Below are 20874 nucleotides of genomic sequence, written 5' to 3'. Positions count from 1 at the left end.
ACTGCGCCTTTTTGGCTGAAGCACGGAGAGCCCGGCATGTCCGCCTCGATTTTGTATATCCACGGCTTCAACAGTGCGCCGGCCTCCAACAAGGCCAGTCTGTTGATGGGCGTGATGGGCAGCCTTGGTCTGGCTGGTCAATTGCAGGTGCCGGCGCTGCATCACCATCCACGCCAGGCAATTGCCCAGCTGGAACAGGCGATCAGTGAGCTGGGCCGGCCTTTGCTGGTCGGCAGCTCACTCGGCGGCTACTATGCAACCCATCTTGCCGAACGCCATGGCCTCAAGGCCTTGCTCGTCAACCCGGCCGTCCGCCCGCATCGAATGTTCGACGGTTACCTGGGGACCCAGAAGAACCTCTACACCGATGAAACCTGGGAACTGACCCACGACCACGTCACGGCCCTGGCCGCGCTGGAGGTTGCGGCGCCCGAGGATGCCCAGCGGTATCAGGTATGGTTGCAGACCGGGGATGAAACACTGGATTATCGCCTCGCTGAAGAATATTACCGGGCCTGTGCCTTGCGCATCCAGGCCGGCGGCGACCATGGCTTTCAAGGCTTTGGTCGACAGTTGCCGGCGCTGTTGAGTTTTGCCGGCATTGGCGCAGATCAGTATCAATCCTTCGATTTCACAGCACTGTAGAAGACAGGCTGGAAACCGCAGGTTATTTTTTAATCGAACGACTCACGACGAGACCCCATGGCCACTCCCAGCGCTAGCTCTTATAACGCCGACGCCATCGAAGTCCTCTCGGGCCTCGACCCGGTGCGCAAACGCCCCGGCATGTACACCGACACCAGTCGGCCGAACCACCTTGCCCAGGAAGTCATCGACAACAGCGTCGACGAAGCCTTGGCCGGGCACGCCAAGTCGGTACAAGTCATCCTTCACGCCGACCATTCGCTGGAAGTGTCCGACGATGGCCGCGGCATGCCGGTGGACATTCACCCGGAAGAAGGCGTGCCGGGCGTCGAGCTGATCCTCACCAAACTGCACGCGGGCGGCAAGTTTTCCAACAAGAACTACCAGTTCTCCGGCGGCTTGCACGGTGTCGGTATTTCGGTGGTCAATGCCTTGTCGACGCTGGTGCGGGTCAAGGTCAAGCGTGACGGCAACGAGTACCAGATGACCTTCGCCGATGGCTACAAAGCCACCGACCTGGAGGTGATCGGCACCGTCGGCAAACGCAATACCGGCACCAGCGTGTACTTCGCGCCGGACCCGAAATACTTTGACTCGGCAAAATTCTCCATCAGCCGCCTCAAGCACGTACTCAAGGCCAAGGCCGTATTGTGCCCCGGGCTGCTGGTCAGCTTCGAAGACAAAGGCACCGGCGAAAAGGTCGAGTGGCACTACGAAGACGGCCTGCGTTCCTACCTGGAAGACTCGGTCAGCGACTTCGAGCGCCTGCCCAACGAGCCGTTCTGCGGCAGTCTGGCGGGGAACAAGGAAGCGGTGGACTGGGCCTTGCTGTGGTTGCCCGAAGGCGGCGACAGTGTTCAGGAAAGCTACGTCAACCTGATCCCGACCGCTCAGGGCGGTACCCACGTCAACGGTTTGCGCCAGGGCTTGCTGGATGCCATGCGCGAGTTCTGCGAATACCGCAACCTGTTGCCGCGTGGCGTGAAGCTGGCCCCGGAAGACGTCTGGGAACGGATCGCCTTCGTCCTGTCGATGAAGATGCAAGAACCGCAATTCTCCGGGCAGACCAAGGAGCGCCTGTCGTCCCGCGAAGCCGCCGCATTTGTTTCCGGGGTGGTCAAGGACGCTTTCAGCCTGTGGCTCAACGAACATCCAGAGCTGGGCCTGGCGTTGGCGGAACTGGCGATCAACAACGCCGGACGTCGTCTGAAAGCCAGTAAAAAGGTCGAGCGCAAGCGCATTACCCAAGGCCCGGCGCTGCCGGGCAAGTTGGCCGATTGCGCCGGGCAGGACCCGATGCGCTCCGAACTGTTCCTGGTGGAAGGTGATTCCGCCGGTGGCTCCGCCAAGCAGGCGCGGGACAAGGAGTTCCAGGCGATCCTGCCGTTGCGGGGCAAAATCCTCAATACCTGGGAAGTCGATGGCAGCGAAGTACTGGCCAGCCAGGAAGTGCACAACATCGCCGTGGCCATCGGCGTCGACCCGGGCGCGGCGGACATGAGTCAGTTGCGCTACGGCAAGATCTGCATCCTGGCCGACGCCGACTCCGACGGCCTGCACATCGCCACGTTGCTCTGCGCGCTGTTCGTCCAGCATTTCCGCCCGCTGGTGGATGCCGGCCACGTCTATGTGGCCATGCCGCCGCTGTACCGTATCGACCTGGGCAAGGAGATTTACTACGCCCTGGATGAAGCCGAGCGCGATGGCATTCTTGATCGCCTGGTGGCCGAGAAGAAGCGCGGCAAGCCTCAAGTCACCCGATTCAAAGGGCTGGGTGAGATGAATCCGCCGCAACTGCGGGAAACCACCATGGACCCGAACACTCGGCGCCTGGTGCAATTGACCCTGGAAGACTTCGCCGCCACTTCGGAAATGATGGACATGCTGCTGGCGAAGAAGCGCGCCGGTGATCGCAAGTCCTGGCTGGAATCCAAAGGCAACCTGGCCGAGGTGTTGGGCTGATGCGCAGCGGTTTCGCCCTGGCGATACTGTTGTCGAGCGCGGGGATGACCACTCAAGTGAGTGCCGCCCCCGTGGTCGAACTCAAGCTGCTAGCTGAACACCCGGTCGAAGGCATGCGTGGCGGCAATCTGTCGGGGCTGGCCGTGTGCGGCGGTGAGCTGTGGACGGTGTCTGACCGTGATGACGAGCAGATTTACCGGCTCGATACGCGCGCAGAGACTTGGCTGGCCGAAACGGTGAAAATCAAGGTACCACCAGTGCCTGACCCCGGACTGCCCTGGGGATTGCGCGCACGCACGGCCGCGGCGTCGGTGATTCGCGGTGGCGACCTCGACTTTGAAGGCATCAGCTGTGATGCCGCGGGCAATCGCTACATTGTCAGCGAAGCCCATGCGGCGGTATTGCAGGTGCCAGTGAACGGCGAGCCGGCGTGGCTGAAAATCGCCCCCGGCGTGGTGCGTGAGGCGCGGGCCAGCGGCCTGCTGCTGCATTTCAATGCCTTGTTCGAAGGGCTGGCGGTGAACCCCGAGGGCAATCAGATCTGGCTGGCGGCCGAGCGTCAACGGCGTGGTCTGATGTCCATCAAGCGCCCGCAGAGTCTGTGGGATTGTGACGGTCCCTGCGTGTTGCTGAGCGAAGCGGGCCTGCAAATGCAGCCGGCGCAGTTTCCGGGCGCCAAGGCGGTGCCCAAGGACTTCGCTGACCTGGCGTTGTTCAACGGCAAGCTGTTTACCCTTGAACGCAGCGCGTACCAGATCTGCCGGCGCGACAGCGTGACGGCCAAGGTCGAGTTGTGTTGGTCGTTTGCCGAGGACGCCCTGACGCCGAACCGGCGTTACGCCCAGCGCTACGGCCTGGCGGAAGCCTTGGTGGTTGATGATGACGGCGCCTGGATCGGCCTCGACAATAACTTCGGCGCCCGCACCGATGGTGACAAGCGGCCGGTGGTCTATCGTTTCGCCGCTCCAGCCGGTGGTTGGAGCGCCAAGCCATGAGCAAGCCGCCCCCCGGCAAGCGCGCCGGTCGTATATTGATGTTTGTGGCCTGGGGCGCCGGACTGTTTTTGGCCACGCGTTTTTTTGGACAGTGGGAAGCGCGTCAGGAAAACCCCAACGCGGTGGTCACCTCGCAGCAACACGCGGGTTACATCGAAGTGAAACTGGTCGGCAACGGCCAGGGACATTTCGTTGCCAGCGGCCAGATCAACGGCCAGTCGGTGGTGTTCATGCTCGATACCGGCGCCACCGATGTGGCGGTGCCGGCCGAGCTTGCCGAGCGCCTGGGGCTCAAGCGTGGCTTGCCAGTGACCTTGAGCACGGCCAACGGGCGTAGCCAGGGTTATCGCACGCACCTCGACCGCCTGCAATTGGGCGATATTGTCCTGCAGGACGTGCGCGCCCTGGTGGCGCCGGGGTTGGGTGGCGAGCAAGTGCTATTGGGCATGAGCGCTTTGAAACAACTTGAATTTACCCAGCGTGGTGGCATCTTGCTGCTGCGCCAGACCAGACAATGATGAGGCCCGCATGAGTGACATCCTTGCAGACAGCTTAGATGGCGTTGAACGCCGATCGCTGGCTGACTTCACCGAAAGTGCTTACCTCAACTACTCCATGTACGTGATCATGGACCGGGCCTTGCCGCATATCGGCGACGGCCTGAAACCGGTACAGCGGCGCATTATCTACGCCATGAGTGAGTTGGGCCTGGACGCGGATTCCAAGCACAAGAAGTCGGCGCGGACCGTTGGTGACGTGCTCGGCAAGTTCCATCCCCATGGCGACTCGGCGTGCTATGAAGCCATGGTGCTGATGGCTCAGCCGTTCAGCTACCGCTACACCTTGGTTGATGGCCAGGGCAACTGGGGCGCGCCGGATGATCCCAAGTCTTTCGCCGCCATGCGTTACACCGAAGCACGGCTGTCGCGCTATTCAGAAGTGCTGCTCAGCGAATTGGGCCAGGGCACCGCGAACTGGGGGCCGAACTTCGACGGCACTCTCGAGGAACCGCTGGTATTGCCGGCTCGTTTGCCGAATATCCTGCTCAATGGCACCACCGGCATTGCGGTCGGCATGGCCACTGACGTGCCGCCGCACAACCTGCGGGAAGTCGCCACCGCCTGCGTGCGCCTGCTGGACGAGCCCAAAGCCACCGTTGAACAGCTGTGCGAGCATATCCAGGGCCCGGACTACCCGACCGAAGCGGAAATCATCACGCCGCGCGCCGACCTGTTGAAAATGTACGAGACCGGCAAGGGCTCGGTGCGCATGCGCGCCGTGTACCATATCGAAGACGGCGATATCATCGTCACCGCCTTGCCGCACCAGGTCTCCGGGGCCAAGGTGCTGGAACAGATTGCCTCGCTGATGCAGGCCAAGCCGTCGAAACTGCCGCAAGTGGCTGACCTGCGTGACGAATCCGACCATGAAAACCCCTGCCGCATCGTGATCATCCCGACCAATAGCCGGGTCGACCACGCAGTGCTGATGCAACATCTTTTTGCCAGCACCGATCTGGAGTCCAGCTATCGGGTCAACGTCAACATCATCGGCCTGGACGGCAAGCCGCAGCTCAAGAACCTGCGGGCGCTGTTGGTGGAATGGCTGGAGTTCCGGGTGCAGACGGTGCGTCGTCGCCTTCAGTTCCGCCTGGACAAGGTCGAGCGTCGCCTGCACCTGTTGGATGGCTTGCTGATCGCCTACCTCAACCTGGATGAAGTGATTCATATCATCCGTACCGCCGAGCATCCGAAAGCCGAATTGATTGCGCGTTTCGAGCTGAGCGAGATCCAGGCCGACTACATCCTCGACACTCGCTTGCGTCAATTGGCGCGCCTGGAAGAGATGAAACTGCGCGACGAGCAGGATGCGTTGCTCAAGGAGCAGGCCAAGTTGCAAGCGCTGCTGGGCAGCGAAGCCAAGCTCAAGAAACTGGTACGCAGCGAACTGATCAAGGACGCCGAAACCTATGGCGACGACCGCCGTTCGCCGATTGTCGAGCGTGCTGAAGCCAAGGCCCTGACAGAAACCGAGTTGCTGCCGAACGAGAAAATTACCGTCGTTTTGTCGGAAAAGGGTTGGGTTCGCTCCGCCAAAGGGCATGATATTGACGCCACCGGGTTGTCTTACAAGGCTGGCGACGGATTCAAGACCGCGGCGCCCGGGCGTTCCAACCAGTTCGCGGTGTTTATTGACTCCACGGGGCGCAGTTATTCGGTGCCGGCTCATACCTTGCCATCGGCGCGTGGCCAGGGTGAACCGCTGACGGGGCGCCTGACGCCGCCGCCTGGAGCGAATTTTGAGTGCGTGCTGTTGCCCGATGATGATTCGCTGTACATCATCGCGTCCGACGCCGGTTACGGATTTGTGGTCAAGGGCGAAGACTTGCAGGCCAAGAACAAGGCGGGTAAGGCGCTCTTGAGCTTGCCGAACAACGCCAAAGTGATCCCGCCGCGTGCGGTAGAGGATCGCGAGGGCAACTGGCTGGCATCGGTGACCACTGAGGGACGTCTGCTGGTCTTCAAGATCAGTGACCTGCCGCAACTGGGCAAAGGCAAGGGCAACAAGATTATTGGTATTCCAGGGGAGCGGGTGGCCAGTCGCGAAGAGTATGTGACTGACATTGCGGTGATCCCGGAAGGCTCGACCCTGGTGCTGCAGGCCGGCAAACGCACGCTGTCGCTGCGTCCTGACGACCTTGAGCATTACAAGGGCGAACGTGGTCGACGCGGGAATAAATTGCCCCGTGGCTTCCAGCGAGTGGACGCATTATTGGTCGAAACGCCCGCTTAACGCGATATAGAGCGCCCGATCTACGATTTAACCCGTAGATCGACGCTTTCGCGCTGGAGTCATGACGCATATTCACGGATGATATGGCCTCTCCAGCGCCGGCGTGGCTGAGCGCGTACAGGCTGTTTTTAAGTATTACATTGTGGTTTGCCTTGTGGCCGCCACTTGGATGGGATGATGACTGCTCCACGCCTTCCTTTATTCTTGATGCTCGCTGGCCTTTTGGGGTTGGCGGGTTGCAGCACCCACCAGCCGGTGTCGCTGTATCAGTTGGACAGCGGAAGTCCGGCTCAGCCGTCACAAAGTGCCGGCATGGCGGTATTGCTCGGCCCGGTTGTGGTGGCTGACTACCTGCAGCGCGAAACCCTGCTGCAACGTCAGAACGACGGCAGCCTGCAGGGCGCTACTGACGGTCGCTGGGCCGGTAGCCTGTCTTCGGACATCAATCAGTTGATGTTGCGTCAGGTGGCCGGTCACCTGGACAGCCAGCGTGTGGTGTTAGCGCCGGGCCCGAGCAGCTTTGCCCCGGATGTACAGGTGTTGTTGACCATCACTCGCCTGGATTCCGGTTCTACGCAGCCGGCCATCCTTGATGCGCAGTGGCGCCTGATTGATCGTCGTGGCCAGGTGCGGGACAACCGCATCGTGCATTTGCAGGAAGAGCACGGCGGCAGCACGGCTTCTCAGGTTCAGGCCCAGGGCGTGTTGTTGCAGCGTCTGGCGGAACAGTTGTCGGTGGCGCTCAAACCGTTGGCCAACCAGCCTGCGATCGTCGAAGCCCCCCGCAAGCAGCCTAAGGCGCCAGCCAAGCCCGCGGCCCCGGAAAAGCCAAAAATCCCGATGGCTTCGCCCATCCGTACGGATCTGGAAGTGTTCAGGTTCTGATCTGAAGCCGGGCACTCCGAGACGTCTCAGGCTTTCGCGAGCAAGATGGCAAAAAGACTTCTGTAGGAGCGAGCTTGCTCGCGAAGATTGTCAACGATGACCCGGGAAGCCTGGCTCCCCGAGGCGTTCTCAGGTTTTTCGCGAGCAAGCTCGCTCCTACACGGTTCATAAAAAAGCCCGCTGATGAGCGATCATCGGCGGGCTTTTTATTGGGTAAAGGTTTAATCCTCGGCCCGGGTCTCATGCATCCGCGCCAGTTGCCGCTCCAGCATCGATGGATAAGGCTCCATCAACCGCTCTACGCAGCAAGCACCCTCAGGACTGGCAATCGGGCGGATTCGCGCACGCTGGCGAATCAAGGCATCGTCACTGATCTTGCGTTCCACCAGCAGTAGGTTGCGACTGTGTTGCGACAAGGCCAGCGCATCCTGGGCGGTTTCGGTGAGCAATAGATCGATCTGGCTGATGCCATGCAGATCGTCACCCAGGGTCAGCCCCAGCTGCAGTTGCAGGGTGATACCGCTGTCGGCCACTTCGATTTGCAGGGCATGACCCAATGCCCGCAGCAATTCGCCGCAGCAGATGGCGTTGGTCAGGTAGTCGTCGCCACTGTCTTCGCTGTGGAACAGCATCAGGGTGCTGCCGTCATTCAGGGTATGCAGTTCGCTGTCATACAGCGACGCTGCCTGATCGAGGCAATCACGATAGCGTTCCAGCAACTCGGTCAGGCGCGCGCGGGGCAAGCGACGCAGTTGATCCTGTGCACCCAGTTGCACGGCCAATACTGCGCTGTGCTGAGGCTGGGTGTTTTGCGTGGCCGCCGGTTTGGGGCTGATGACCGGGGCGGTGGCCGCGGTATCACGCAGGTCGGCGAACGGATCTTCGTCGTCCAGATCGTCTTTGTCGGCGGTGATCACCTGGCGCGACAGCGGCTTGAGACCGGCTACGGGCGCACTTTCATCGAAGCTCGGGTCGCGCAGGTTGCGCACTTCAAACTCGGGCTCGTCATCGTAATCGCTGGCGTCGAACTCAGGCTCGGGTTCGACTTCGGGGATTTCCGGCTCCGGCGCGAAGCTTGTGTGCAACTGGCGGGCAAGGTCGCCGATCTCATCCTGGCGGTCTGTGGCCGGCGTGTTTGCATCAATATCCCGCAGCCAGATGCGCAATTGCATCAAGGGCGTGGAGATATGTCGCCCCAGGCGCAAGCTCAGCGCCAGCGACAATGCCAGCAGGATTGCGCTCAAGATGCCCATGCTTTGCAGGCTGATGGTCATCGGTTGCTGGAACTGTTGCATGTCCAGGCTGATGCGCAGTTGACCGGCTTTCACGTCCTGGAACGTGATATTGCTCTGGAACAGACCTTCGGCATCACCCAGCAGACCGTTTTTCGGGCGCTGCCCGGCTTCGGCCATGATCCGGTTGTCCACGCTGTAGATGGCAGCGTGGGCCACCAGCGGGTTCTTGGTCAGGTTGTTGAGCAGCACGTTGAGGCTCAGGATGTCGTTGGACACCAACAGCTCGGTCGCCGAGGTCGCGGTCTGGGTGGTCAAGCTCTCGCCCAGGGCGTCGGCTTGCTCGTGCATGGCCTGTTTGAACTGCAAACCCATCACGCAGGCGTAGATCACCAGGGCCAGAGCGACCAGGATCACGTTATGGCTGGCGATGCGTAATGCGATCGGTACACGGCGATGGCGCAGTGCCCGGAAGATCAGCAGGAAGAAGTTATCGGTTTTTACTGGCGTGGGCCGGTTCACTTGAGCTCGGCTCTTTAGTCCGTGAAGTTGACGCGCAGTATAGCGACAGGCCCAAGACCGGCAAAGCGCTGGCTGTGCCCGATGGTCACTGAAAGTGGGTAGAATGCGGTTTTTTTCCAGCCTGGGGGTGCGCTTTGCGCGAAATTGTCCTGATTAACATCACAGGTGAAGACCGACCAGGTCTTACCGCAGCCATTACCGGTGTTCTGGCCCAGGGTGGTGTGAACATTCTCGACATCGGTCAGGCGGTGATCCACGACACCTTGTCGTTCGGCATCCTGGTGGAAATTCCGAGCACCGAGCAGGCCTCGTCGGTACTCAAAGACATCCTGTTTACGGCGTATAAGCTGGATCAGCAGGTGCGTTTCACCCCGGTGTCCGAAGAGGACTACCAGTACTGGGTCGCGGGCCAAGGCAAAAAACGTCACATCGTGACGCTGCTGACGCGCAAGGTAACGGCCGAACAATTGCAGCGTGTCAGCTCGATCACCGCTGAATATGGATTGAACATCGACCATATTGACCGTCTGTCGGGTCGTATGCCGCTGGACACGCCAGCCGACCAGGGCAAGGGCTGTATCGAGTTCTCCGTGCGCGGTGAACCGGCCGATCCCCAGGCGTTGCGTGCCGAGTTCCTTAGCGTCGCCCAGGAGCTGAATGTCGATATCGCCTTTCAGGAAGACTCGCTGTTTCGTCGCAACCGTCGCCTGGCGGTATTTGATATGGACTCGACACTGATCGAAGCCGAGGTTATTGACGAGTTGGCCAAGGCCGCGGGCGTTGGTGAGCAGGTCTCAGCAATCACCGAGCGGGCCATGGCTGGCGAGTTGGACTTTCGCGCCAGCTTCAAGGAGCGCCTGGCGCTGCTCAAGGGCCTGGATGTCAGTGTGCTCGACTCCATCGGCGCCTCCCTGCGCTTGACCGAAGGCGCTGAAACCCTGTTCGCCGAGCTCAAGCGTCTGGGTTACAAGACCGCGATTCTGTCGGGCGGCTTCACCTACTTTGCCAAGCAACTGCAGGCCAAGCTGGGCATCGATTATGTCTTCGCCAACGAGCTGGAAGTGGTGGATGGCAAGGTGACAGGTGTGGCGCTTGAGCCGATTGTCGACGCTCAGCGCAAAGCCGATCTGCTCAAGGAGCTGGCTCACAAGGAAGGTTTGCGTCTGGAGCAGACCATTGCGGTCGGTGACGGCGCCAACGACTTGCCGATGCTGGCGATTGCCGGTCTCGGTGTGGCGTTCCGTGCCAAGCCGCTGGTCAAGCAATCGGCCAAGCAGGCGATTTCGACGCTGGGGCTGGATGGCGTGCTGTATCTGCTGGGCTTTCGCGACCGCGATGGGCAGCTATAACCCCCCGATCCCACTGTAGGAAATGGGATCAAAAATGTGGGAGCTGGCTTGCCTGCGATGACGATGGTGAATCCGACACCGCTATCGCAGGCAAGCCAGCTCCCACATTGATCGGGTTCCAGCTTCAAATGTTGGGAATCAGGCTTTGGGCAGTGCGATGCCCTGGCCCATCTGCACCGGTGAGCCCGCCACCAGCTCTTCGGCCCATTTCACCTGATCCGGCCCAAACAGCACGATGGCGGTCGAGCCCAGTTTGAAACGCCCCAGTTCCGCACCTTTTTCCAGGTGAATCGGCGCACGCGCGGCTTCGTCGTAACGGAAGGTTTTCAGCTCGCGCTTGGGTGGCGTCACCAGCCCGGCCCACACGGTTTCAATCGACGCAACGATCATCGCGCCCACCAGCACCACCGCCATCGGCCCGCGTTCGGTGTCGAACAGGCAGACCACACGCTCGTTACGGGCAAACAGTTCCGGCACGTTTTCCGCCGTGGTCTGGTTGACCGAAAAAATCCGTCCCGGCACGTAGACCATTTCGCGCAAGGTGCCGGCCAGTGGCATATGCACGCGGTGATAGTCCTTCGGCGACAGATAAATAGTCGCAAAATCCCCGCCCATGAATGGCGCTGCACTCGCGGCATCGCCGCCGAGCAGTTCGAGCACGCTGAAACTGTGGCCCTTGGCCTGGAACACCCGACCATGCTCGATCGGGCCGAGCTGGCTGACTGCGCCGTCGGCCGGACTCAGTACTGCGCCTGGGGTCTGGTCCAGGGGGCGGGCGCCGTCTTTCAAGGCGCGGGTGAAGAAGGCATTGAAGTGCTCGTATGCCGTCACGTCCTCGACCAGGGCCTGGGACATGTCCACTTGGTAGCGCTTGGCGAACCAACTGGTGAAGGCATTCTTGAACCAGCGCACGCGGCATTCGGCAATGCAGCCGGCCAGGCGTGACAGCAGGTGGTGGGGCAGCAGGTACTGGCTGAGGATAAACAAGCGCTTTTTCATTAACTGTCCTTAAACCTTAAATCTCGACGGGGGTGTCGGGGTGGTTGCCCCATTCACCCCAGGAACCGGCATAACCTTTGACTCGCGGATAACCGAGCGCCTTGGCCACCAGATAGGTAAAACCAGAACGGTGGTGAGTCTGGCAGTGGGTGATGATTTCTTTGTCTTTGGTCAGCCCCAGGCCTTCGAGGATCTGCGGCATGTCGCGACGGATGCGCAGGTTGCGCGCCTTGTCCATGCCCTCGGTCCATTCGAAGTTCACGGCGCCGGGAATGTGTCCGCCCTTGGCGGCGAGCACCTTCTGCCCGGAATACTCCAGCGGGCCACGCGCATCCCAGATTCCCAGGTCGGCGGCGCCGAGGCGGCTTTGCAGGTATTCGCGGTTGGCGCTGGGTTCGTCGTGCAGCGTCAGGCTGACCGGGCCGCCGATGCTGGCCGGTACTTCGGTCGAGAGTGGATGTTGTTCATCCAGCCACGCCAGCAGGCCGCCGTCGAGGTAGTGATATTTCTGGTGGCCGATCACGTCGAGCATCCAGATAAAACGCCCGGCCCAGCCACCCCCTTCGTCGTCATACACCACATAGGTAGCGTCCGGGGTATGACCCAGTTCGCCGAACAGCTGTTCAAGGTCTGCCTTGGCCGGCAGCAGCCCCGGCGCGGGCGCCTGGCCCAGTTGGGTGCGCTTGGGGTCGACAAAGTGCGCGCCGGGGATATGCCCTTCGGCATAACGCGCAGCGCTGGTCAGGTCCACCAGAATCAGCTGTTCAGCGTCAAGGCGACCCAGCAGGTCGCTGGGCTCGATTACCAGCGGCAAGCCAGAGAAGTCAGGCATGTGAGGTCTCCTGGGCACAAAATGGGGCAATAAAGGAGGGCGATTGTAGCGCAAGCTTCAAGCGCTGCGGTTGGTAAAGCTGTGCAGGGCTTTCTCTATGCATTGGGCGGTTTTGCCGAAGGCTTGTACGGTGGTTTCCGAGAACGGCCCGCCGCCCTGATCGGCAATCATCACCATTACCACTCGGTCATTGCAGCTCAGCGAGCGTAGCAGCAGGTGTTCGCCGGCAAACAGGCGGCGTAGCGAGGCAGGCAGCAGCGCTGCGAACTGAGCGTAATTGTCGGGAGTCAGGCGTACCTGGGCGGATTTTTCCAGCAGGCGTTGCAGCAGTGTGCTGTGCGCCACATCCAGGCTCAGGTGGGCCGCCTCTTCGGGCAGGCCGCCAACCTGATGCACGCGCAAGATGCTCAGAGCACGGTCGGCCATTAACAGCATGACCCGTTGCATGCCGCTGGCAGCCAAGGCTTCCTTGGCGCAGACGGTCAGGTGCATCGCATTGGCGAAGCGGCTGGGCTCCATCAGCAGTTCGCCGCAGCGCTTGCGCCAAACGGCCAGCGCTTCAGCAGTGGGGGGCGGGGCCGGTAGCAAGCCACGATGCACCCGTTGCTCGTCCCACGGCCAGATCAGCGCGAGTGCCGGGTGCCAGAGATCGGCCGCCAGTGTATGGCGGGCGCTGATCGCTGCCTGCTGGTGAACCTGTTGCTGGATTTCGGCCAGCGGTTGCTGCAAGTACAGCGCGGTCAGGTATTGCCAGCGCAGGGTGTGCAGGCATGACCAGGATTCCTGCGCCGCCAGGGCCATGCCGTTGGCCAGCAGCACGGTGTTGGCCGGCTGGTTCAGCCAGCGCCGCAGCGCCGGGTCATCATCCAGTTGTTGCTGCTGGTGCAGCGGCGTTTCCTCTCGGGCAATGCGCAGCGCCTTGACTAGCAGGCGTTGTTCGCCGAGCAACAATTGATAACCCTGAGAGACCCAGATCGGCAGGCGCCAGGCTTCGGTCAACCCCAGGCACAGTTCGAGCAAGCGCACGCCAAACAACTCTTGTTCGACCTGGTGTGCCGATTGGCCCTTGTGGACCACCCGCAATTCCCATTCTTCGAGCAGTTTCGGGTAGATCACCGCCATTGGCCACAGCGGCGAGAGAAACAGCAGGCTGCCCCAGTGGATGTCTTGCCACAGGCGCGCCAGGCGACTGGCAAACAGGCCGCTGGCTTGTTGCGAGGCATGCTGGCTGATCAGTTGAAGTTGGCGCAGCGCCACCGGAATCTCATTGAGCGGGACCGCTGGCAAGCGGGCCAGCAGTTCCTCGGTGCGTTTCAAGCCGAGGCGATTGATCGCCACTTCAAGGTTTTCTGCAGGTTCTGCCAGGCTGCCGTGTGTGTGGTTGTTGGCTTCACGCATGACGCTGAGCACCAGCGCCGGGCTGTCCTGCATCAGTTCTGCAATATCTCGCAACGAACGACGGCTGTCGGCGATGGCCTTGCACACCGCGTTATGGCTCGATTGCGGGACGGGCAGGTGAACCTCGTCCAGACGCTTTATCCAGCCGGCCAGGGTAGTGGGTTTTGAAGTTTGGACTGCCGTTTCGTTTGCCATGATTGGGGTGCGATCATCACTTGCGGTCAACACGCCCGGAGTGGGCCGAACTGGCTTTTCGCCTTAACGGGCTATAGTCTGGCGCAGTTTTGCCGATAAGTAGAAGAAGAGTTTTCAGATCTTCCGAATATGTCCATGAACCCGACGGCGCAAGTACTCATCCCCTATGGTTAAAATTATCGGCATCATCGTCGTTATCGCTAGCGTGCTCGGCGGGTACGTTCTGTCTCACGGCAAAATTGCCGCGCTGATCCAGCCTTTCGAAGTACTGATCATCGGCGGTGCTGCGCTGGGCGCATTCCTGCAAGCCAACCCCGGCTACACGACCCTGCATGTGTTCAAGAAGTCCTTGGCCATGTTTGGCTCGCGCTTTTCCCACACGTTCTACCTGGAAGTGCTGAGCCTGATCTACGAGATTCTCAACAAAAGCCGTCGTGAAGGCATGATGGCCATTGAAGGCGACATCGAAGACGCCGCGGCAAGCCCGATCTTCGCCAAGTACCCGGCCGTGCTCAAGGATGAGCGCATGACCGCCTATATCTGCGACTACTTGCGCATCATGTCCTCCGGCAACATGGCACCCCATGAGCTGGAAGGACTGTTCGACATGGAGTTGTTCAGTTTGAAGGAAGAGCTTGAGCACCCGTCCCACGCGGTAAACGGTATCGCAGACGGCATGCCCGGGTTTGGTATCGTCGCGGCGGTGCTCGGGATCGTGGTGACCATGGCGTCTCTGGGCGAGGGTGACCAGGCGGCCATCGGTATGCACGTGGGCGCGGCGCTGGTGGGGACCTTCTTCGGTATCCTGGCCGCCTACGGCTTTTTCGGTCCGCTGGCGACGTCCCTGGCCCACGACGCCAAGGAAGAACTGAACATTTATGAGTCCATCAAGGCTTCCCTGGTGGCCTCGGCTTCCGGCATGCCGCCGTCCCTGGCCGTGGAGTTCGGGCGCAAGGTTTTGTATCCGAGACACCGTCCGAGCTTTGTCGAGCTGGAACAAGCGGTTCGCGGTCGCTAAATCATGGAAAACAATCAGCCGATCATCATCAAGCGCGTCAAGCGCTTCGCGGGCGGGCATCACGGCGGCGCCTGGAAAATCGCCTTCGCTGACTTTGCGACGGCGATGATGGCGTTCTTTCTGGTGCTGTGGCTGATGTCCACGGCGACCCCGGAGCAAAAGATCGCGATTGCCGGTTACTTCAAGGATCCCATCGGCTTTTCCGAAAGTGGCACGCCCTTTGTGATCGATCTGGGCGGCTCGCCGGAGCTGGCGCCCGAGCGCACCATCAATCCCGAGGTCCAGACCGAGTCGCCGCAGGAAAAAATTCCAATCGAGCGCGACACCGTCGATAGCATGGCCGAACAGGTCGAGCATGAGCGGTTGGAATTGCTGCTGCAAGAGTTGCAGAACAAGGTCGACGAGAACCCGCAACTGCAGCCCTTCAAAGATCAGATCCAGTTCCAGATCACCCCGGATGGCTTGCGCATCCAGATCATGGATGCTGCGAACCGACCGATGTTCGATTCCGGCAGTGCGCGCTTGAAGCCGTACTTCGAGGACATCCTGTTGGCCATGGCCGACACCATCAAGGCGGTGCCGAACAAGATCAGTGTCAGCGGCCATACCGATGCCAAGCCGTATTCAGGGTTGGGCGATTTCGGTAACTGGGAGCTGTCCGCCAGCCGCGCCAACGCTGCCCGCCGCGCACTGGTTGCCGGCAGTTATCCGGAAGCGCAAGTGGCGCGGGTGGTGGGTTTCGCGTCTTCGCAGTTGTTTGACGCCGAGGATCCGTTCAACCCGGTCAATCGGCGCATTGATATCGTCGTGCTGACCAAAAAGGCCCAACGCGCGATTGAAGGCGAGCAGGGTGCAGTGCCGCCGCCGGTCCCCATCCAGGGCGACGGCGCACCGGGCGAAGTGCCGGTGGATCCAAATGCCCTGCCACCGGAGCAGCAGCCGTTGCCGGCGCATGAGTTGCGCGAGAAACTCAATCTGTTCGATGACGGTGGCCTGAAGGCTCCCGGAGAAGCTCCGTCCGGTAGCTGATGCAGTGGGAGCCGGGCTTGCTCGCGATACAGGCAACTCGATGCAACTGATGCACCGAGGTGATGCTATCGCGAGCAAGCCCGCTCCCCACACAACTTAATAGCTGCTTTCCGGCAGGCTGGCGATGATCGAGCGATAGCTGTTCATGCGCTGTTGTTGCACGCGGCCGTCTTCCAGCGCCATGAGCAGGGCGCAGCCAGGCTCGCGGTCGTGTTTGCAGTCGCGGAAACGGCAGGTCCCGATCAAGTCGTTGAACTCGATGAAGCCCGCTTCGACATCACTACGGCTGACGTGGCCGAGGCCAAACTCACGGATGCCCGGTGAGTCGATCAACTCGCCGCCGCCTGGGAAGTGAAACAACCGCGCGGTGGTGGTGGTGTGGGTGCCCTGGCCGGACAGTTCCGACAGCGGGCCGACGCGGGTCTCGACTTCCGGCAGCAGGCTATTGACCAGCGACGACTTGCCCACGCCCGACTGGCCGACGAACACGCTGATGTGCCCATCGAGTTGGCGCTGCAGTTGCTCCATGCCGTTGCCGTGATGCGCGGAGACTTCCAGTACCGGGTAGCCCAACTGCCGATAAACCGCCAGGAGAGCGTTGAGCGCCGGGGCGTTCTGTTCGTCAATCAGGTCGAATTTATTCAGCAGCAGCAGCGGGCGAATACCGGCGTGTTCGGCGGCTACCAGATAGCGGTCGATCAGGTTGGCGTGAGGTTCGGGCAGCGGCGCGAAGACGATGACGATCATGTCGACGTTGGCCGCTACCGGCTTGAGCTGGCCTCGGCTGTCCGGGCGACGCAGTTCAGTGTTGCGCGGCAGTTGCGCGACGATGACGCCGATGCCCTGGTTGCCGGCACGCCAGACCACCCGGTCGCCGGTGACCAGCGCCGGCAGGTTGGCGCGCAGGTGACAACGAAAGACCTGGCCAGCCAGTTCCCCTTCCAGGGCCTCGACCTCGACCTGTACCCCAAAGTGCGCGATGACCAGGCCCGTTTGCTCGGGGCCCAGATCGCCGCCCTCCAGCGCTTCCACGGCGGATGACTCACGTTTGGCGGCGCGGGCGGCGCGCTCGCCCTGGATTTTTTCGATGCGCCAATTTTGGCGGCGATTGAGCTGGCGTTTGGCCATTGGTGTTCCGTGTCGATAATGCAAAGGATAGATGAAACGGTCGCGAGTCTAGCACGCCGCGCCTGCTAAACTGCGCAGCTACGCCAAGGTGCCAAGGAACCACGACATGCAAAACCCACAGAACCTGATTTGGATCGATCTGGAGATGACCGGTCTGAACCCTGACACCGACGTCATCATCGAAATGGCGACCATTGTCACCGACAGCAATCTCAATACCTTGGCCGAAGGTCCGGTAATCGCGATTCACCACAGCGACGCAGTGCTCGCCACGATGGACGAGTGGAATACTCGCACCCACGGCAACTCGGGCCTGACCCAGCGTGTGCGCGACAGTCGCATCAGCATGGCTGAAGCCGAAGCGCAAACGCTGGCCTTCCTGGAGCAGTGGGTGCCCAAGGGCAAATCGCCGATCTGCGGCAACAGCATCTGCCAGGACCGCCGCTTCCTCTATACCCATATGAAGGCGCTGGAAGGTTACTTCCACTACCGTAACCTGGATGTGTCGACGCTCAAGGAGCTGGCCGCGCGCTGGGCGCCGGAAGTCAAGGACAGCTTCCACAAGGGCGGCACGCACCTGGCGCTGGACGATATTCGTGAATCGATTGCCGAGTTGCAGCATTACCGCAAGCATTTCATCAAGGCCTGATTGCGGGGCGCCTGAACGGACGTCATCGAAGGCAAGCCAGCTCCCACATTTGACTGTGTGCGCACATCAACGTGTGGGAGCTGGCTTGCCTGCGATAGGGCCGACGCGGTTTATCTCCGAGCGCCCTCTTTTGGTGCCGTCAGCAAATGATTAGACTGCCGGCCTCTCTGCAAGGATCGCCATCATGCTGCTGATGCTCTACCTCATCGCCATCACCGCCGAAGCCATGACCGGAGCGTTGTCTGCCGGGCGGCGTGGGATGGATTGGTTCGGTGTGGTGCTGATTGCCTGTGTGACCGCGCTGGGTGGCGGCTCGGTGCGCGACGTGCTGCTGGGGCACTACCCGTTGACCTGGGTCAAACACCCGGAATATCTGGTGTTGACGTCGATTGCCGCGCTGGTGACGATTTTCATAGCGCCGTTGATGCGCCACCTGCGTTCGCTGTTCCTGGCGCTGGATGCCGTGGGGTTGGTGGCCTTCACCCTGATCGGTTGCATGACGGCCCTGGAAATGGGGCATGGCATGCTGGTGGCTTCGGTCAGCGGGGTGATCACCGGGGTGTTTGGCGGTATCTTGCGGGACATCTTCTGTAACGACATTCCGCTGATCTTTCGCCGTGAACTGTACGCCAGCGTGTCGTTCCTGGCCGCCTGGTTCTACCTGCTGTGCGTCTATCTGCAATTGCCCAGCGAGCAGGCGATCCTGCTTACGTTGTTCAGCGGTTTTCTACTGCGGTTGCTGGCCATCCGCTTTCACTGGGAAATGCCCAAGTTCGTCTACAACGACGAACATTGACGTTCGGCATGTTGCTTCAGCGCCCATTCCACATGTTCGCGGACCAGTTCGGAAGGGTAATCGCGGCGCGCTTTCAGGGCTTCCAGCACCACAATGCTTGAAGGTGCGTTGCCCAGGCCGACCGCCAGGTTGCGCAGCCAGCGTTCGTAACCGGCGCGGCGCAGCGGCGAGCCTTCGGTGCTGCTCAGAAATTTGTCCTCGTCCCACATAAACAGTTCGGCCAGTTCGGCGTTATCCAGATTGTGCCGGGGCTGGAAATCACCTTCGCCCGAAGGTCGGGCGAAACGATTCCACGGGCAAACGATCTGACAGTCATCACAGCCGAAAACGCGGTTGCCGATCAGTGGGCGCAGGTCCTCGGGAATCGCGCTTTTCAACTCGATGGTCAGGTAGGAAATACAGCGCCGGGCGTCCAGTACGTAAGGCCCGACAAAAGCCTTGGTCGGACAGATATCCAGGCATGCGGTGCAGCGTCCGCAGTGTTCGGAGGTGTGGGGCGGGTCGACGGGGAGCGGCAGGTCGACAAACAGCTCGCTGAGGAAAAAATAACTGCCGGCCTTGCGGTTGAGTACCAAGGTGTTTTTGCCGATCCAGCCGAGGCCGGCCTGCTCGGCAATGGCTTTCTCCAGAACCGGGGCGCTGTCGACAAAAGCGCGATAGCCGAACGGGCCAATGTGTGCCTGGATCCGCTCAGCCAGTTGCTGCACGCGCTTGCGAATCAGCTTGTGGTAGTCGCGGCCCAGGGCGTAGCGCGAGATATAGGCTTTTTCCGGTTGGGCGAGCAATTGCGCCATGTGCGTGTCGCCGGGCAAGTAATCCATGCGCAGGGACACCACGCGCAAGGTGCCGGGCACCAGTTCCTCGGGATGGGAGCGTTTGCTGCCGTGGGCGCCCATGTAGTCCATCTGGCCGTGGTAGCCGGCGTCGAGCCAGCGTTGCAGGTGCTGTTCATGCTCGGCCAGGTCCAGGCCGCTGATGCCGACTTGCTGAAAGCCCAGCTCTCGGCCCCAGTCCTTGATCGATTGGGCGAGGGCGGGCAGATCGGTGGTAATAGCAGGCATGAGACGAGAGAAACCGCAAGTTAGATGCGTATAATTCTGCCAGACATCGGAGCTTGAAGACGTATGCCGCAGACAAAACACGAAATAACCGACGTCCAGCAGTTGTTGCCTGGGCAATTACCGCGACTCGCCGGGCGTTCCCCGGACGCTCACAAGGGCCAGTTTGGCCATGTGCTGGTGATCGGCGGCGACCATGGTTTCGGTGGCGCGGCGTTGTTGAGCGCCGAAAGCGCGCTGCGCGGCGGAGCGGGCATGGTGTCCGTCGCTACCCGCAGTGAACATGTCCCGGCCGCCCTCGCGCGTTTGCCGGAGGCGATGACGCTGGGCGTGTCTTCGGCCAATCAATTGATGGGGCTGCTGGAAAAAGTCTCGGTGATCGTCATGGGGCCGGGACTCGGCGGGGCGGCCTGGGGCAAAAGTCTGCTTTCCGTGGCCGCCAATGCCCGGCAGCCGCAGGTCTGGGACGCCGATGCGCTGAACCTGTTGGCGGCAGGCCATGTGCGTTTGCCGGCCAACTGCGTGATCACTCCACATCCCGCAGAAGCCGCGCGACTGATGGGGATCTCGACAGCCGAGGTTCAGGTTGACCGCCTTAAGGTGGCGCGCGCGCTGAGTCAGAAATTCAATGCGGTGACCATCCTCAAGGGCGCTGGCAGTTTGATCGCCAGCCCCGATGGTCGCGTGTCGCGCTGTGATCAGGGCCACCCGGCCATGGCTGCGGCGGGTCTGGGGGATGTGTTGGCGGGCCTGGTGGGCGCGTTGCTGGCCCAGGGGCTGGCAGCCTTTGAGGCAAGCTGCCTGGCGGTGTGGTTGCACGCTACCGCAGGCGATCGCCAGGGAACGCTTGGGCGTGGCTTGGCCGCCAGCGATCTGATTCCCGCCATTCGTCAATTACTGGAGGAGCAGTCTCCGTGTCTGAAGTAACGGTGTTTCTGGCTGATGAAGAGGCTACGGTCGCCTTCGGTCATCGCGTCGCCCAAGTCACGGCCGGGGCTGGGTTGATCTTTCTTGAAGGTAACCTGGGAGCGGGCAAGACCACGTTGTCCCGGGGCATTATTCGCGGCCTGGGTCATGCAGGTGCGGTGAAAAGCCCGACCTTTACGTTGGTCGAACCCTACGAAATAGGAAGGGTGCGGGCCTTCCATTTCGACCTTTACCGTCTGGTAGACCCTGAGGAACTGGAGTACATGGGGATTCGCGATTACTTCGATGAGGACGTCCTGTGCCTGATCGAGTGGCCGGATAAAGGCACAGGCTTTTTGCCAAAGCCGGACCTGACCATTACCATTACCTCGCATAACAATGGACGTCAGCTGAAATTGTTGCCCCAGAGCGCGCGCGGCCAGTTGTGGTGCGCCACTCTGGCTTTGGAATTCAAATAATTGG

Annotated in this window: 19 protein-coding genes; 13 read left to right on the top strand and 6 right to left on the bottom strand. The window is 61.1% G+C overall.

The genetic code is table 11. From position 1 onward, the window contains the following. Positions 1-36 precede the first annotated feature (36 nt). The 6 genes from AC6CIA_RS09425 to AC6CIA_RS09400 all read left to right on the top strand — a co-directional run bounded on the left by AC6CIA_RS09425 (position 37) and on the right by AC6CIA_RS09400 (position 7280). Positions 37-645, top strand: coding sequence for a YqiA/YcfP family alpha/beta fold hydrolase (locus AC6CIA_RS09425; protein ID WP_498311641.1), 609 nt, complete (start codon positions 37-39; stop codon positions 643-645). Positions 646-702: 57 nt separating this feature from the next. After that, a complete protein-coding gene (gene parE, locus AC6CIA_RS09420; RefSeq protein ID WP_339532255.1) occupies positions 703-2607 on the top strand; it encodes a DNA topoisomerase IV subunit B in 1905 nt (634 codons plus the stop codon). Next, positions 2607-3602 carry an esterase-like activity of phytase family protein gene (locus AC6CIA_RS09415; RefSeq protein ID WP_498311640.1) on the top strand — a complete coding sequence of 332 codons (996 nt, stop codon included), beginning with the start codon at positions 2607-2609 and terminating at the stop codon, positions 3600-3602. The genes parE and AC6CIA_RS09415 overlap by 1 nt, the downstream gene beginning before the upstream one ends. Then, entirely contained in the window at positions 3599-4120 is a 522-nt protein-coding gene (locus AC6CIA_RS09410) for a retropepsin-like aspartic protease family protein (protein WP_498311639.1), read from the top strand. The genes AC6CIA_RS09415 and AC6CIA_RS09410 overlap by 4 nt, the downstream gene beginning before the upstream one ends. 10 nt (positions 4121-4130) lie before the next feature. Next, positions 4131-6395 (top strand): DNA topoisomerase IV subunit A, encoded by a 2265-nt coding sequence (gene parC, locus AC6CIA_RS09405; RefSeq protein ID WP_498311638.1) that lies wholly within the window; start codon positions 4131-4133, stop codon positions 6393-6395. 177 nt (positions 6396-6572) lie between these two features. After that, entirely contained in the window at positions 6573-7280 is a 708-nt protein-coding gene (locus tag AC6CIA_RS09400) for a PqiC family protein (RefSeq protein WP_498311637.1), read from the top strand. A 221-nt stretch (positions 7281-7501) separates the two neighbouring features. Here AC6CIA_RS09400 and AC6CIA_RS09395 read toward each other — a convergent pair whose 3' ends face one another. Beyond that, positions 7502-9034, bottom strand: a complete 1533-nt coding sequence (locus tag AC6CIA_RS09395; RefSeq protein WP_498311636.1) for a histidine kinase — start codon at positions 9032-9034, stop codon at positions 7502-7504. Positions 9035-9168: 134 nt separating this feature from the next. Between AC6CIA_RS09395 and serB the strand changes: the two genes are divergently transcribed. Next, on the top strand, positions 9169-10383 hold the full coding sequence (gene serB, locus AC6CIA_RS09390; RefSeq protein WP_498311635.1) for a phosphoserine phosphatase SerB: 1215 nt from the start codon (positions 9169-9171) through the stop codon (positions 10381-10383). A gap of 138 nt (positions 10384-10521) precedes the next feature. Here the strand turns inward: serB and asd are convergent, their stop codons facing one another. From asd to AC6CIA_RS09375, 3 genes are read right to left on the bottom strand one after another with little or no spacing between them, the layout of a single operon-like run. Further along, positions 10522-11382, bottom strand: a complete 861-nt coding sequence (gene asd / locus AC6CIA_RS09385) for an archaetidylserine decarboxylase (protein WP_498311634.1) — start codon at positions 11380-11382, stop codon at positions 10522-10524. Between the two features lie 16 nt (positions 11383-11398). Further along, positions 11399-12214 (bottom strand): rhodanese-like domain-containing protein, encoded by an 816-nt coding sequence (locus AC6CIA_RS09380; RefSeq protein WP_498311633.1) that lies wholly within the window; start codon positions 12212-12214, stop codon positions 11399-11401. A 57-nt stretch (positions 12215-12271) separates the two neighbouring features. Next, positions 12272-13807: an HDOD domain-containing protein gene (locus AC6CIA_RS09375; protein ID WP_498311632.1), complete on the bottom strand. Its 1536-nt coding sequence runs from the start codon at positions 13805-13807 to the stop codon at positions 12272-12274. A gap of 166 nt (positions 13808-13973) precedes the next feature. Between AC6CIA_RS09375 and motA the strand changes: the two genes are divergently transcribed. Together motA and motB are read left to right on the top strand one after the other, a co-directional pair. Next, on the top strand, positions 13974-14825 hold the full coding sequence (gene motA, locus AC6CIA_RS09370) for a flagellar motor stator protein MotA (protein ID WP_498311631.1): 852 nt from the start codon (positions 13974-13976) through the stop codon (positions 14823-14825). A gap of 3 nt (positions 14826-14828) precedes the next feature. Continuing rightward, the gene (motB, locus tag AC6CIA_RS09365) at positions 14829-15854 is read left to right on the top strand and encodes a flagellar motor protein MotB (protein ID WP_498311630.1); all 1026 of its coding nucleotides are present in this window, start codon (positions 14829-14831) and stop codon (positions 15852-15854) included. A gap of 96 nt (positions 15855-15950) precedes the next feature. On the opposite strand, the gene rsgA is transcribed toward motB, so the two are convergent. Further along, positions 15951-16982 carry a small ribosomal subunit biogenesis GTPase RsgA gene (rsgA, locus tag AC6CIA_RS09360; RefSeq protein WP_498311629.1) on the bottom strand — a complete coding sequence of 344 codons (1032 nt, stop codon included), beginning with the start codon at positions 16980-16982 and terminating at the stop codon, positions 15951-15953. 106 nt (positions 16983-17088) lie between these two features. Here rsgA and orn point away from each other — a divergent pair, with 106 nt between their 5' ends. Beyond that, positions 17089-17631 (top strand): oligoribonuclease, encoded by a 543-nt coding sequence (gene orn / locus AC6CIA_RS09355; protein WP_339532268.1) that lies wholly within the window; start codon positions 17089-17091, stop codon positions 17629-17631. Positions 17632-17812: 181 nt separating this feature from the next. After that, a complete protein-coding gene (locus AC6CIA_RS09350) occupies positions 17813-18427 on the top strand; it encodes a trimeric intracellular cation channel family protein (protein WP_339532290.1) in 615 nt (204 codons plus the stop codon). Here the strand turns inward: AC6CIA_RS09350 and queG are convergent. After that, complete coding sequence (gene queG / locus AC6CIA_RS09345; protein ID WP_498311628.1) at positions 18409-19488, bottom strand: tRNA epoxyqueuosine(34) reductase QueG; 1080 nt, start codon at positions 19486-19488, stop codon at positions 18409-18411. The two genes, AC6CIA_RS09350 and queG, sit on opposite strands and share 19 nt — an antisense overlap. Before the next feature lie 63 nt (positions 19489-19551). Here queG and AC6CIA_RS09340 point away from each other — a divergent pair, with 63 nt between their 5' ends. Together AC6CIA_RS09340 and tsaE are read left to right on the top strand one after the other, a co-directional pair. Further along, positions 19552-20412 carry an NAD(P)H-hydrate dehydratase gene (locus AC6CIA_RS09340; protein ID WP_498311627.1) on the top strand — a complete coding sequence of 287 codons (861 nt, stop codon included), beginning with the start codon at positions 19552-19554 and terminating at the stop codon, positions 20410-20412. Continuing rightward, a complete protein-coding gene (tsaE, locus tag AC6CIA_RS09335; RefSeq protein ID WP_498311626.1) occupies positions 20400-20870 on the top strand; it encodes a tRNA (adenosine(37)-N6)-threonylcarbamoyltransferase complex ATPase subunit type 1 TsaE in 471 nt (156 codons plus the stop codon). The genes AC6CIA_RS09340 and tsaE overlap by 13 nt, the downstream gene beginning before the upstream one ends. The last annotated feature ends 4 nt before the right edge of the window (positions 20871-20874 follow it).

The organism is Pseudomonas sp. GQ91 (assembly GCF_059758795.1).
Note: the sequence above shows the minus strand (reverse complement) of the source record. Positions and strands in the feature narration are given on the sequence as shown.

Coding starts and splice junctions, on each gene's coding strand:
- AC6CIA_RS09425 (WP_498311641.1), top strand. CDS start 37: ATGTCCGCCTCGATTTTGTATATCCACGGCTTCAACAGTGCGCCGGCC.
- parE (WP_339532255.1), top strand. CDS start 703: ATGGCCACTCCCAGCGCTAGCTCTTATAACGCCGACGCCATCGAAGTC.
- AC6CIA_RS09415 (WP_498311640.1), top strand. CDS start 2,607: ATGCGCAGCGGTTTCGCCCTGGCGATACTGTTGTCGAGCGCGGGGATG.
- AC6CIA_RS09410 (WP_498311639.1), top strand. CDS start 3,599: ATGAGCAAGCCGCCCCCCGGCAAGCGCGCCGGTCGTATATTGATGTTT.
- parC (WP_498311638.1), top strand. CDS start 4,131: ATGAGTGACATCCTTGCAGACAGCTTAGATGGCGTTGAACGCCGATCG.
- AC6CIA_RS09400 (WP_498311637.1), top strand. CDS start 6,573: ATGACTGCTCCACGCCTTCCTTTATTCTTGATGCTCGCTGGCCTTTTG.
- asd (WP_498311634.1), bottom strand. CDS start 11,382: ATGAAAAAGCGCTTGTTTATCCTCAGCCAGTACCTGCTGCCCCACCAC.
- AC6CIA_RS09380 (WP_498311633.1), bottom strand. CDS start 12,214: ATGCCTGACTTCTCTGGCTTGCCGCTGGTAATCGAGCCCAGCGACCTG.
- AC6CIA_RS09375 (WP_498311632.1), bottom strand. CDS start 13,807: ATGGCAAACGAAACGGCAGTCCAAACTTCAAAACCCACTACCCTGGCC.
- motA (WP_498311631.1), top strand. CDS start 13,974: ATGGTTAAAATTATCGGCATCATCGTCGTTATCGCTAGCGTGCTCGGC.
- motB (WP_498311630.1), top strand. CDS start 14,829: ATGGAAAACAATCAGCCGATCATCATCAAGCGCGTCAAGCGCTTCGCG.
- rsgA (WP_498311629.1), bottom strand. CDS start 16,982: ATGGCCAAACGCCAGCTCAATCGCCGCCAAAATTGGCGCATCGAAAAA.
- orn (WP_339532268.1), top strand. CDS start 17,089: ATGCAAAACCCACAGAACCTGATTTGGATCGATCTGGAGATGACCGGT.
- queG (WP_498311628.1), bottom strand. CDS start 19,488: ATGCCTGCTATTACCACCGATCTGCCCGCCCTCGCCCAATCGATCAAG.
- AC6CIA_RS09340 (WP_498311627.1), top strand. CDS start 19,552: ATGCCGCAGACAAAACACGAAATAACCGACGTCCAGCAGTTGTTGCCT.